The sequence below is a fragment of the Paenibacillus flagellatus genome (assembly GCF_003217775.1).
Classification (GTDB): domain Bacteria; phylum Bacillota; class Bacilli; order Paenibacillales; family NBRC-103111; genus Paenibacillus_AB; species Paenibacillus_AB flagellatus.
In genome coordinates this window covers 551,711-564,474 of the sequence record NZ_QJVJ01000003.1, presented here as the reverse complement: position 1 = coordinate 564,474, position 12,764 = coordinate 551,711, and the positions used below count along the sequence as shown (strand labels likewise).

Below are 12,764 nucleotides of genomic sequence, written 5' to 3'. Positions count from 1 at the left end.
AAGCCGCGCTCTTTTTCGTTGCTGATTCGGGGGATCGTTCTCATGGGCCAACGTTACATCGTGTACCGAGTTTTATCTTTCCGATTGTGTTCCTTTTCCTCGGTCAGATCGACGGAAAACTCCTCGCGGTACTGGTCGAGCTGCGACGGGTGACCCGCAGGGCCGTTCTTTTTCGGGCGATTGTTGCGTCCTGCCATTCGACTTCACCTCCCGTATTTAGCATGCCAACGTTCGGCGGGAACATGCGGACGACTTGCGCAAGAACGATCCAAACGAAAGGCAGGGAATGCGATGATTGCGATAAACCGCGACTATATGATCGACCTGCTGCTCCGTCTGCTGGCGACGCCCAGCCCGTCGGGCTACTGCGGCCGTATCGCCGCATTGGTCGAGGAGGAGGCGTCCCGGCTCGGGTACGCGTCCGAACGAACGCCGAAAGGCTGCGTCGTCGTCACCGTACCGGGCAAACGGGATGAAACGCTCGGCATATCCGCGCACGTCGATACGCTGGGCGCGATGGTTCGGTCGATCAAGCCGGGGGGAACGCTGCGCTTCTCGCCCGTCGGCGGCTATATGATGAGCTCGGTCGAAAACGAATACTGTCTCGTTCATACGAGAGACGGCCGGGAGTATGATGGAACCGTTCTGCCGGTCAAGCCTTCGGTGCACGTCTACGAGGACGCGCGGGAGATGAAGCGGGACGAGGGGAACATGGAAATCCGGCTCGACGAGCCGGTCGCGTCCGCCGGCGACGTGAAGGCGCTCGGCATTCAGGTCGGCGATTTCGTATCGTGGGACCCGCGGACGCGCCGTTTGCCGAACGGGTATATCAAATCGCGCCATCTGGACGACAAGGCGGGCGTTGCGGCGGTGTTCGCGCTGCTGCAGGCGTTGAGCTCCACGGCCACCGTTCCGGAGCGGACGCTCAAAATCGTCGTATCCGTCTACGAGGAGGTCGGTCACGGCGCCTCGTACGTGCCGCCCGACATCGTCGAGCTGATCGCCGTCGACATGGGCGCGATTGGCGACGACTTGAGCTGCCGGGAGACGGACGTGTCGATTTGCGCCAAAGATTCGACGGGCCCGTACGATTACGGCATGACGTCGAAGCTGATCGAGCTGGCGAAAGCGAACGGCATTCCGTTCGCGATCGACATTTATCCGAAGTACGGCTCCGACGCGTCGGCCGCTCTCCGGGGCGGCAGCAACATCCGGGCCGCCTTGATCGGGCCGGGCGTACACGCGTCGCACGGCATGGAGCGGACGCACGAGCAGGCGATCGCAAATACGGCGGCGCTGCTCGCCGCTTACGCGATGTGCGAATAAGTCCGCCCGGAGCGCGCCCGGCGGAATACGAGAAAAAGAGCCGTGTGAAGCGGTTCTTTTTTTCGTTCTTGCTCTCTGCCGCTTGAAAAGGCCGTCCTCTCCCCCTAGGGGCGGGAAGGAGGGCAAGCGCCGACGAAGGGCGATTCGACGTCCGCGAACGGTTCGCGGATGTTTTTTTGCGCTTTGGGGAAAATTTGTAACTACGAAACGGACCGCCATCGGGGAGGGGAAAACGTGAGAGAGGCAAGGCGAACGGAAGTGATCGTCGTCGGCGCCGGACTAGCCGGCTTGTCGGCCGCCTTGGCGCTGTACGATCGCGGAATCGACGTTATCGTGCTGGAGGCTCAAAGCCGGGTGGGGGGCAAAGTCCTTTCCGTCGTCGAGGACGGCGTGACCGTCGATTACGGGGCGCAGTGGATATCGCCGCATCAGCCGAGAATGAAGGCGCTGCTCGCGCGGTTCGGCTTGACGACCGTACCGACCTTCGCCAAAGGAGATGCGCTGTACGTGCTGAGGGGCGACAGGATGAGGGGGAACGGGGATCGGCCTCCGCTCGGTTGGACGGGGAAGCTCGATCTGTTCCGGATTCGCCGCAAGCTGGACAAGCTGGCCGGAACGATCGACCCCGGCGCTCCGTGGAAATCCGCCGCCGCCCCGGAATTGGACGCTCTAACGATGGAGACGTGGCTGGAGAAGGCGGCGTTCTCGACGGCGGCCAAATCGTTTTGCCGGGCCGTGGCGGAGGAAGGACTGTGCGCCCGGCTAAGCGAAGTGTCCATGCTCGACGTGTTGTGGGATTACGTGTCGGCCGGCGGGGTGGACAAGCTGATGACGGCCGAGGACGAGTGGATTGCGGGCGGCACCCAGCAACTGCCGGCGAAAATGGCGGAACGGTTGGGCGACGCGGTCCGGCCGGACAACGCCGTACGAACGATTAGGTGGGGCGGCGGACAAGTGACGGCCTATACGGACCGGGAAGCGTGGACGGGAAGACGGGCGATCGTGGCGATCCCGCCGACGTTTACGAACCGGATCGCGTACGAGCCGCCGCTGCCCCCCGATCGGGATCAATTGTGCCAGCGGATCGGCCAGGGGGCGGTCATCAAATTCGTGCTCGTGTACGATACGCCGTTTTGGCGGGAGCGGGGATGGAGCGGGTCCGCATACGGCGAGACGGGGCCGATCCAGACGGTACTGGACGGCACGGAGCCGGGACAGCGGCTTGGCGTTTTGGCGGCGATGGCGAACGGAGGCCATGCCCGCCGTCTGGGCCGCCTCGGCAAAGAGGAGCGGAAGACGGAAGTGCTGCGGAGCCTGGCCCGCTTCGTCGGGGAGAAGGCGCTCGAACCGGTTGCGGTTTACGAAAAGGATTGGTCCGCCGATCCCTGGATTCGGGGCGGATACGGCGGCCGGTTCGCGCCCGGCGTGTTGAGCGAATTCGGACCGAGCCTGCTCGAGCCGGTCGGCCCGATTCATTGGGCGGGCGCCGAGACGGCGACCGTCTGGCGCATGTATATGGAAGGCGCGCTGCAATCCGGGGAGCGGGCCGCGGAGGAAGTCGCCCGCGCGCTGGAAGCGGAGCGGCCCGCCGGCGGCTCCGCCGCGCGGATTACGCGTTGACGCCCGCCTCGAACGATTCTCGGACGCGCGCGAGGAGCCCGGGCTGCGCAAGGACGTCGTAAGCGGTGGCGGCCAGCGCCTTGGCTCCGACGATCATGCCGTCCAAGGCCCGTTCCGTCATGGCAAGGTCGCGAAACTCCGGCGTGTGCAGCGAGAACGACTCGTCGATCACCTGTACGAACGGATGAATGGCCGGGCAGCGTCGGGAGACGTTGCCCAAATCGAGCGAGCCGTGATCCTGACCGTCTTGAATCGCGTCTAGCGGAACGCCGAGCTCGTTCAAGTTGCGCGTAAACGCGTCGGACAGCGGCTCGTTCGTCCGCAGCTCGTCGTACGAATATTCGTAGTTGCTCACCTTCAGCGTGCAGCCGGTTTGAAGCGCCGCCCCTTCCGCGCAGCGGATCGCCTTGCGGACCGTTTCGTCCGTATACGGACGATTGGCCGACCGGACGTAGAAGCGGGCGACGGCATAGTCGGGAATGATGTTCGCCGCCTTGCCGCCCTCGGTAATGACGCCATGAATGCGGACATGGCTTTCAAGCTGCTGGCGAAGCGCGTTCAGCGCGTTGAACGTAAGCAGGACTGCATCGAGCGCGTTGACGCCGTCCTGCGGATTGGCCGCGGCGTGCGCCGATTTGCCGAAAAATTCGAACTGGATCGCATCCATGGCGAGCGACGTCCCGGAACGTTCGTACCGGTGAAACGGGTGCGCCATAAGCGCCGCATCGACATCGTCGAACAAGCCGGCTTCCGCCATCGGCACTTTGGCGCCCGTCGTCTCCTCCGCCGGGGTACCGTATACGCGGATCGTGCCGCCGACCCGATCGATCGCCGCCTTCAAGCCGATCGCCGCTCCCAAGCCCATCGTGCAGATCAGATGATGCCCGCAGGCGTGTCCCAGGCCGGGAAGCGCGTCGTACTCGCACAGAAAAGCGATCGTCGGGCCGGACTTGGCCGCCGCGTATTCGGCGATGAAGGCGGTCGGCAAACCGAGCACGCCCCGGTCGACCCGAAAGCCTTGCCGCTCGAGCTCGTCGGACAGCATGCCGCTCGCCATCACTTCCTCATGACCCAACTCGGGATGCTCGCCGATCCATCGCGCGAGCTTTTTCAGCCTATCCGTTTGATCGTCAATCGCATGATAAATATCCGTTTTCATCGGATTCCTCTCCGTTCGATAAAGGTAGTCTATCGATATTGTAACGAATCGCGCAAAGGAATGCGAATGGGCGGATGACCGGGAAAGTTCGAGCGGGGTGGGCCCAATGGGCGGGGACGTGAATATGCTGTAGGAAAGAAGACGAATGGAGGCTGGTTTTATGGAGCGGGAATGGGTTGTTTTGGCGATAGGCGATTCTTTGACTGCGGGCGTCGGCGCGCCGCCGGAGCAAAGCTTCGTGCAGCAATACATCCGGCTTGCCGAAACGAGCCTCGGACGGACGATTTTGGCGGAAAATGCGGGACGGAGCGGGGCGACGTCGGGCGACATTTTGCAGCTCGTCCGCACCGACCCGGCCATCAAGGCCGCGGCGGAACGGTCGGCGGTCATTACGCTGACCGCCGGCGGCAACGATTTGATCCAGGCGGCGAAGCGGTTTTACTTCGACAGCGATCCGCGCCATCTGATGACCGCCTTGAAGCAGTATCAACGCAATGTCGCGCACATTTTGGAGACGATTCACGCCGTGAAGGCCGGAAGCGGACCTTACGCCGTCGTGGCGCTCGGGCTGTACAATCCGCTTCCGGAATTCGAGGAGGCCGCGTTCTGGGTCGGCAAGTTCAACGAGCATCTGCGCTCGTTCAATTCCGGCTCCGTACGCGTCGTGGACGTGTACGACGATTTTTTGGGCCGGGAGGACGACTATTTGTCCGACGACCGGTTTCATCCGAACGGCGAAGGGTACCGGATCATCGCCGAGCGGGTCGCCTCCGTCGCGGGCTACGGACCTATCGCGGAGGAGCCAGGCGCCTGACCTCCTCGGACAGCAGCGGCACGACCTCGAACAAGTCGCCGACGATGCCGTAGTCGGCGATTTTGAAGATGGGCGCTTCCGGGTCTTTGTTGATCGCGACGATGACGCGCGACTGGCTCATGCCGGCCAAGTGCTGGATCGCGCCGCTGATGCCGCAGGCGATGTACAGCTCCGGCGTCACCACCTTGCCGGTCTGGCCGATTTGCAGCGCGTAGTCGCAATAGCCGGCGTCGCACGCGCCGCGGGACGCGCCGACGGCTCCGCCGAGCGCCGCCGCCAGCTCCTCCAGCGGCTTGAACCCGTCGGCGCTCTTGACGCCGCGGCCGCCGGAGACGACGATTTTCGCCTCGGCCAGGTCGGTTTGGCCCGCCGTCCGCCGGACGACGCCGCGAACGACGGTGCGCAGGTCGACGTCGTCCGGCTCGAACGGCACGACCGCGGAATCGACGGCCGGCGAATCGGCCGCATCGGAGGCGGTTGCGGCCGGCGCCGGAAAGTTGTTCGGCCGGATCGTGACGACCCACGGCTCCCGGCGGAAGACGCGCTTTTCGAACGCTTTGCCCGCATAGATCGGGCGGGTAAAGCGCAAGCCGTCTCCGTCCGGCTCGCGCTCGATGGCGATGACGTCGGACAGCTGACCGGCGTCGAGAGCGGCGGCGAGCCGCGGAGCGACTTCGCGGCCGATCGCGGTATGCCCGAGCACGATCGCGGCGGGGCGGATGCGGGCGGCGACGCCGGACGCGTCGCGGAACGCCTTCTCCGCGGTGTAGGGCTCGCCCGCGGGACGGGCCGCGGTATGGACGCGATCCGCTCCGGCGGCGAGCAGCCGGCGGACGTGCGGCTCGAGCGCGTCGCCCGCGACGAACGCGTGGACGACGCCGTCTTCGCCCGCCATCGTCCGCGCCGCCGCGATCGCTTCCAGCGACACTTGACGCAGCGAACCGTCGCGCCGCTCGGCGATAACGAGAATATCCCGGCTCATGTGTATCGGTTCCCTCCTTGGTTACGGTCGACGACCGGTTTCGTTTACAGCGCTTTCGCGTCCTCGCGCAGCGTGCGGACCAGTTCCCGCGCTTGATCGGCGGCGTCGCCCGCAAGCCGGACGCCCGCTTGCCGGGCCGGCGGGGGGAACAGCTCGACCGCGCTCGTGAGAGGCGCCGTCTCTTCGCCGGATAAGCCGAGATCGTCCGCAGTCAAGCGGGCGAACGGCTTTTTTTTCGCTTTCATGATGCCCGGCAGCGTCGGATAGCGCGGCTCGTTCAGTCCTTGCTGGGCGGTGAACAGCGCCGGCAGCGGCAGCTCGACCGTCTCGTCGTCGCCCTCCGCGTCCCGCGTCGCGACCGCCCGTCCGGCGGCCGGATCGGCGTCCAGCTTCGTGACCGCGCCGGCGTGCGGGATGCCGAGCAGCTGGGCGACGCGCAGCGCCACTTGGCCGGAGCCGCGGTCGACGGAGAAGTGGCCGCCGAGCACGGCGTCGAACGGCCGGCTTCGCGCGTACGCCGCCAGCAGCTTGGCGACGCCGGCCTCGTCCGTACCGCCGGCCGGCTCCTCGATCAGCACCGCCTCGTCGGCGCCCATCGCGAGCGCGGTCCGCAGCGCCTCAGCGCTACGGTCGGTCCCGACCGTGACGACGGTCACTTGGCCGCCGTGCAGGTCTCTCAGCCGAATCGCCTCCTCCACCGCATATTCGTCGTACGGGTTGATGATGAGCTTGGCGCCGTCGTCTTGGACGGCTCCGTCCCGGACGACGATTTTTTCCTCCGTATCGAACGTTTGCTTCATCAAGACGATCAGTTCCATCCGTCGGCTCCTTTCCGATCCTCGCGGGCGGACGCGGCCGCCCGCGGGGCGTTCGTCCTTCCGGTTACGAGCGAAGTTGTCATGGGACCAGCTTTGCCGGTAATACAATGCAAGTAACGCGAAGGAGCGTTCCGCGTCGATCCCGGCCGTTTTCATGTATATGCCGCACAGCCCCGGATTAATCCGGCGGAGACGGACGGCAAGCGAAAGGAGCGGGCTGGCCATGATTTGGAAAATCGCGAACTTCGTTTTATGTCTCGGCGCCGTCGGCTGCGGCGCGCTGCTGTTCGGGAAGGCGGTCAGCCGCCGGTACGCGTACGTCATGCTCGGTCGGCGGGAGGGCGAGCCGTTCCGCTTCGACCGGAGGCGGCTCCGGGAATGGGCGGCGCAGCTGTTCGGGCACAAGAAGCTGCTGAAGGACCGCCGGAGCGGACTTATGCATCTGATCGTGTTTTACGGCTTTATCGTCCTGCAGTTCGGAGCCGTCGACATCGTATGGAAAGGATTGTTCGACGTCCGGCTCCCCTTGCCGGCCTACGACTGGTTCGTGCTGTCGCAGGAAATCGCCGCCGCGGCGGTGCTCGTCGCGATCGGCTACGCGGGGTACCGCCGGTACGGCGAGAAGCTGCGCCGGCTGAAGCGCGGCTGGAAGCCGAGCGTCGTCCTTCTGTTTATCGCCGGGCTCATGCTGTCGGTGCTGTTCGTGTCCGCCTTCGACCGGCTGCGCGAGGAAGCGCCGGCATCCGCGCTCGCGCCGATCGCCTCCGCGCTGGCCGGCGCGATGAGCGGCATCGCCGGCACATGGGCGGCCGACGTGCTGTATTACGCGTTCTGGTGGGCGCATCTGCTTATTTTGCTAGGCTTTCTCGTGTACGTGCCGCAATCGAAGCATTTTCATCTGCTGACGGCGCCGGTCAACCTGGCTCTTGCGGGATCGGACCCGCCCGGCAAGCTGCGCTCGCTCGACCTGGAGGACGAGAATGCGGAATCGTTCGGCGTCGGGGCGGTCGAGACGTTTACGCGAAAGCAGCTGCTCGACCTGTACGCCTGCGTCGAATGCGGACGGTGCACCGACGTTTGCCCGGCGGCCGGCACCGGCAAAGCGCTTTCCCCGATGCATCTGATCGTCAAGCTTCGCGATCATTTGACCGAGAAAGGGGCCGCGATCACGAGCAAATCGGCATGGGTGCCGGAATTCGCCTTCCCGTCTGACGATAGGGCAACCGTTTTCCGTCCGGCCGGAACGCCGTCGCGCGAAGGCCGCGGAGAATGGACGGGGGAGGGCGTCACGGACATCCGGCCGACGATGCGGATGCAGAAGGATGCCTGGCGGAAGCCGGATGCGAGTGACGGGGGCGAGCCGCCGCCGCGGCCCGAGGAAGCGAGCCTGATCGGCGACGTCATGACCGCCGAGGAGCTGTGGGCGTGCACGACGTGCCGCAACTGCGAGGACCAGTGCCCGGTAGGCAACGCTCACGTGGACAAAATCGTCGACATGCGCCGCTACCTGGTGCTGACCGAGGGCAGCGTGCCGTCCGACGGACAGCGGGCGATGCAGCAAATCGAGCGGCAGGGGAACCCGTGGGGCATCAGCCGGAGCGACCGCGCGAAATGGACGGAGGAGCTGGACGGCGTGCGCGTGCCGACGGTTCGCGAGCTGCCGGATTTCGACGTGCTGCTGTTCGTCGGCTCGATGGGCTCGTACGACAACCGGACGCGCAAAGTGACGGCTTCTCTCGTCAAGCTGATGGCGCATGCCGGGGTCCGCTTCGCGATACTCGGCAACGAGGAGCGCAATTCGGGCGATACGCCGCGCCGGATGGGCAACGAGCTGCTGTTCCGCCAATGCGCGGAGGACAATATCGAGACGTTCCGCCGTTACGGCGTGCGCCGCATCGTGACGGCTTGCCCGCATACGTACAACACGTTCAAGCACGAGTACCCTGAGTTCGGCTTGGAAGCGGAAGTCGTCCATCATACCGAGCTGCTCGCCGGGCTGGTGAAGGAAGGCAGGCTCGTCCCGGCGCACCCGGTCCGGGAAAGGGCGACTTATCACGACTCGTGCTATTTGGGACGCTACAACGGGCGGTATGAGGCGCCCCGCGACATCCTGCGGGCCATTCCGGGGCTCGAGCTGGCGGAGATGGAGCGCTCCGGCGCCAACGCGATGTGCTGCGGAGCCGGCGGCGGTCTCATGTGGATGGAGGAGTCGGCGGGCAAACGGATCAACGTCGCCCGCGTCGAGCAGGCGCTCGCCGTATCGCCGACGGTGATCGCCAGCGCCTGCCCGTACTGCCTGACGATGATGGAGGACGGCTCGAAGCTGCTCGAGGCGGAGGAGACGGTCGCCGCGAAAGACGTGGCGGAGCTGCTCGCGGCGGCGGTATTCGGACCGTCGGGGCGCGAAGCTTCAAGTAAGGAGGGAACGGTGCGATGAAAACGATCCGTACGGCGGCCGTCATCGGCTCCGGCGTGATGGGGGCGGGCATCGCCGCGCATTTGGCCAACGCCGGCATTCGCGTCCGGCTGCTCGACCGGGTGCCCGATCGGCTTACGCCGCAGGAGGAGGCCTCCGGAGCGACGACGGCGTCTCCGGCCGTCCGCAACCGGCTGGCGACGGACGCGCTGGCCCGGCTATTGAAGACGAACCCGGCGCCGTTCTATGAGGAGCGCGGCTCGCGGCTCGTGACGCCGGGCAACGTGGAGGACGACTTCGAATCGCTGCGGGACGCCGATTGGATTATCGAAGCGATAACGGAACGGCTGGATTGGAAAAAGGAGCTGCTCGCCCGCATCGAACGGGTATGGACGCCGGGGACGTTCGTCAGCTCGAACACGTCTGGCATCTCGATCGCGGCGATGGCGGAAGCGATCGCGGGTCCGATGCGGGCGTTTTTTCTCGGCACGCATTTTTTCAACCCGCCACGCCATATGCCGCTCGTGGAAATCATTCCGGGTCCGGACACGGATGCGGAAGTCGTTACAGCGATGCGGGACGTGCTGGAGCGGCGACTCGGCAAAGGCGTCGTCGTCGCCAAAGACACCCCGAATTTCATCGCCAACCGGATCGGAACGTACGGCTTGCTCGCGACGCTAAAGCTGATGGCGGAAGGCGGCTATACGGTGGACGAAGTCGACGCGGTAACCGGTCCCGCCCTCGGGCGGCCGAAAAGCGCGACGTTCCGGACGCTCGATCTCGTCGGTCTCGATACGTTCGTCCATGTCGCGAACAACGTGTACGAACGGACGGACGACCCGGCGGAGAAGGAGGCGTTCGCCGTCCCGGACGTGCTCGCGGACTTGGTAAGCCGCGGCCGGCTCGGCGAGAAGACGGGCGAAGGGTTTTACAAAAAAGTGAAAACCGGGCAGGGAAGCCGCATCTTGTCGCTCGATCTCGCCACGATGGAGTACGCGGCCTCCGTCCCCGTCCGTTCGCCGTCGCTGGAGGCGGCCAAATCGGCCAAAGGCGCGGCGGCCAAATGCCGGGCGATCGTGGGCGGCACCGACCGTCTCGCCAGGCTCGCCTGGGGCGTCGTCAAGCACGTGCTCGTCTACGCCGCCGACAAGGCGGACGAAATCGCCGGCTCGATCGCCGACGTGGACGCCGCGATGAAGCTCGGCTTCCATTGGGAGCTCGGCCCGTTCGAGCTGTGGGACGCGCTCGGGCTTCGGGAGACGGCGGCGAGAATGGAAGCCGACGGGATGGCCGTCCCCGGCTGGGTGCGGGCTTGGATCGACGCGGGGAACGAGTCGTTCTATGCGAGGAAGGAAGGCCGGACGGCGTACGTCCGCAACGGGGCGTATGCGGAAGCGGAGGAGCGCCCGGAGACGATCTCGCTCAAGGCGCTGAAGGTGTGGGGCAAGACGGTGCTGTCGAACGGCGGGGCGAGTCTGATCGACATCGGGGAGGACGTCGCCTGCCTCGAGTTCCATTCGCCGAACAACGCGATCGGGGCCGACATCTTGACGATGATCCGCAAAAGCGCGGAGGAGGTCGAGCGCAACTACCGCGGTCTCGTCGTCGCGAACGAAGGGCGCAACTTTTGCGTCGGCGCGAATTTGATGCTGCTGCTCATGGAAGCGCAGGAGGAGGAATGGGACGAAGTCGACCGCATCATCCGGCTGTTCCAGCAGGCGATGCTCGAGCTGAAGCGGCTCGGCAAGCCGGTCGTGGCGGCGCCGCACCGGATGACGCTCGGCGGCGGGGTGGAGGTGTGCATGGCGGCCGACCGTGTTCGCGCCCATGCGGAGACGTACTACGGGCTCGTCGAAGCGGGCGTCGGCCTCATTCCGGCGGGCGGCGGCACGAAGGAGATGGCGCTGAGGGCGGCGGAATCGGCCGGGGACGACGAGGAATCGCTGCAGGCGGCTATCAATCGGGCGTTCGAGACCATCGGCATGGCCAAAGTGTCCGGCAGCGCCCCCGACGCCGTCCGACTCGGGCTGATGCGGGCCGTGGACCGGCACGTCATGAACCGGGACCGGCAGCTGTTCGAGGCGAGACGGACGGTTCTCGAGCTGGATCGCGACGGCTACGCGCCTCCCGGCGGCGACGGAACGATCCGGGTCGTCGGACGGAACGGAAGGGCGGTGCTCGAGCTGGGCGCCTACACGCTGAAGGAAGGCGGGTACATTTCGGACCACGACTATACGATCGCGCGCAAGCTGGCGCGCGTCCTGTCCGGCGGCGACGTGCCGGGCGGGACGTCCGTGTCCGAACGGCACCTGCTCGATTTGGAGCGCGAAGCGTTTTTGAGCCTGTGCGGCGAGCCGAAAACGCAGGCGAGGATGCAGCATATGCTCGCGACCGGCAAGCCGCTGCGAAATTGACGGGAGGTGGACGGACATGGAAGAGGCGGTCATCGTAACGGCCGTCCGCACGGCCGTCGGCCGGGGGCGGAAAGGGTCGCTCGCGCAGACGCGCGCCGAGGATTTGGGACGGACGGCGCTCGAGGCGGCCGTCGACCGGACGCCCGGCTTGCGCAAGGAGGACGTCGAGGACATCGTCATCGGCTGCGCGATGCCGGAAGGAGAGCAGGGGCTCAATTTCGCCCGGACGATGGCGCTGTACGCCGGCTTTCCGGTGTCCGTGCCGGCGATCACGGTCAACCGATTCTGCTCGTCCGGCTTGCAGGCGATCGCGTACGCCGCCGAGCGGATCATGCTCGGGCGGGCGGATACCGTCATCGCGGGCGGCGTCGAGAGCATGAGCCACGTCCCGATGACGGGGTTCAAGCTGTCGCCGCACCCGGACTTGCTCGAGCGGATGCCGGAGGCGTACATGGGGATGGGGCATACGGCCGAGCGGGTGGCGCAGCGATACGGCATTACGCGCGAGGAGCAGGATGCGTTCGCGTATGCGAGCCATAAGAAGGCGGCGGCGGCGCAAGCGGCGGGCAAGTTCGCGGACGAGATCGCGCCGGTGCGGACGACCGTCTCCGGCTTCGATGCGGACCGCGGCGCGTGGACGAAGGAGCTCGTCTTCGACGTCGACGAATGCGTCCGCCCCGACACGACGCCGGAGGCGCTCGCGAAGCTCAAGCCCGCGTTCTCGGCGAACGGTACGGTGACGGCCGGCAACGCGTCTCCCGTCAGCGACGGGGCGGCCGCGCTCGTCGTCATGAGCCGGCGCAAAGCGGAGTCGCTCGGGCTGAAGCCGCTCGCCGCGTACCGCTCGTTCGCTGTGGCGGGCGTTCCGCCCGAGGTGATGGGGATCGGCCCGGTCGAGGCGATTCCGAAGGCACTGCGGCAGGCGGGCATCGGCAAGGGCGACGTCTCGCTGTATGAAATCAACGAAGCGTTCGCCTCGCAATGCATCCAGGTGATCCGGCAGCTGGAGCTGGACGATGCGGCGGTGAACCCGAACGGCGGCGCGATCGCGCTCGGCCACCCGCTCGGCTGCACGGGCGCGAAGCTCGCGACGACGCTCATCCGGGAGCTGGGGCGGCGAGGCGGCGGATACGGCGTCGTCTCGATGTGCATCGGCGGCGGAATGGGGGCGGCCGGCGTGTTCGAGGCGTTCGCGCCATGACGGCCGTCGGATCG

Annotated in this window: 10 protein-coding genes; 6 read left to right on the top strand and 4 right to left on the bottom strand. The window is 66.1% G+C overall.

From position 1 onward, the window contains the following. Nucleotides 1-53: 53 nt before the first annotated feature. The gene (locus DLM86_RS32325; protein WP_170143701.1) at nucleotides 54-197 is read right to left on the bottom strand and encodes a hypothetical protein; all 144 of its coding nucleotides are present in this window, start codon (nucleotides 195-197) and stop codon (nucleotides 54-56) included. Between the two features lie 94 nt (nucleotides 198-291). Here DLM86_RS32325 and DLM86_RS09050 point away from each other — a divergent pair, with 94 nt between their 5' ends. Beyond that, nucleotides 292-1,326 carry a M42 family metallopeptidase gene (locus DLM86_RS09050; RefSeq protein ID WP_110839653.1) on the top strand — a complete coding sequence of 345 codons (1,035 nt, stop codon included), beginning with the start codon at nucleotides 292-294 and terminating at the stop codon, nucleotides 1,324-1,326. 234 nt (nucleotides 1,327-1,560) lie between these two features. Further along, nucleotides 1,561-2,946 (top strand): flavin monoamine oxidase family protein, encoded by a 1,386-nt coding sequence (locus tag DLM86_RS09045; protein WP_158289407.1) that lies wholly within the window; start codon nucleotides 1,561-1,563, stop codon nucleotides 2,944-2,946. On the opposite strand, the gene DLM86_RS09040 is transcribed toward DLM86_RS09045, so the two are convergent. After that, complete coding sequence (locus DLM86_RS09040; protein ID WP_110839651.1) at nucleotides 2,936-4,105, bottom strand: M20 family metallopeptidase; 1,170 nt, start codon at nucleotides 4,103-4,105, stop codon at nucleotides 2,936-2,938. The two genes, DLM86_RS09045 and DLM86_RS09040, sit on opposite strands and share 11 nt — an antisense overlap. Before the next feature lie 160 nt (nucleotides 4,106-4,265). On the opposite strand from DLM86_RS09040, the gene DLM86_RS09035 reads away from it, so the two are divergent. Next, entirely contained in the window at nucleotides 4,266-4,919 is a 654-nt protein-coding gene (locus DLM86_RS09035; protein WP_158289406.1) for a GDSL-type esterase/lipase family protein, read from the top strand. Here the strand turns inward: DLM86_RS09035 and DLM86_RS09030 are convergent. After that, nucleotides 4,894-5,901, bottom strand: coding sequence for an electron transfer flavoprotein subunit alpha/FixB family protein (locus DLM86_RS09030; RefSeq protein ID WP_110839649.1), 1,008 nt, complete (start codon nucleotides 5,899-5,901; stop codon nucleotides 4,894-4,896). The two genes, DLM86_RS09035 and DLM86_RS09030, sit on opposite strands and share 26 nt — an antisense overlap. 44 nt (nucleotides 5,902-5,945) lie before the next feature. Next, nucleotides 5,946-6,719, bottom strand: a complete 774-nt coding sequence (locus tag DLM86_RS09025; protein WP_110839778.1) for an electron transfer flavoprotein subunit beta/FixA family protein — start codon at nucleotides 6,717-6,719, stop codon at nucleotides 5,946-5,948. Nucleotides 6,720-6,942: 223 nt separating this feature from the next. On the opposite strand from DLM86_RS09025, the gene DLM86_RS09020 reads away from it, so the two are divergent. Genes DLM86_RS09020 through DLM86_RS09010 form a run of 3 tightly spaced genes read left to right on the top strand, consistent with a single transcriptional unit; the run spans nucleotide 6,943 to nucleotide 12,750 of the window. Then, entirely contained in the window at nucleotides 6,943-9,156 is a 2,214-nt protein-coding gene (locus DLM86_RS09020) for a (Fe-S)-binding protein (RefSeq protein WP_110839648.1), read from the top strand. Next, the gene (locus DLM86_RS09015; protein WP_110839647.1) at nucleotides 9,153-11,549 is read left to right on the top strand and encodes a 3-hydroxyacyl-CoA dehydrogenase/enoyl-CoA hydratase family protein; all 2,397 of its coding nucleotides are present in this window, start codon (nucleotides 9,153-9,155) and stop codon (nucleotides 11,547-11,549) included. Before DLM86_RS09020 ends, DLM86_RS09015 begins: the two co-directional genes overlap by 4 nt. Nucleotides 11,550-11,565: 16 nt before the next feature. Beyond that, nucleotides 11,566-12,750: an acetyl-CoA C-acyltransferase gene (locus DLM86_RS09010; RefSeq protein WP_110839646.1), complete on the top strand. Its 1,185-nt coding sequence runs from the start codon at nucleotides 11,566-11,568 to the stop codon at nucleotides 12,748-12,750. The last annotated feature ends 14 nt before the right edge of the window (nucleotides 12,751-12,764 follow it).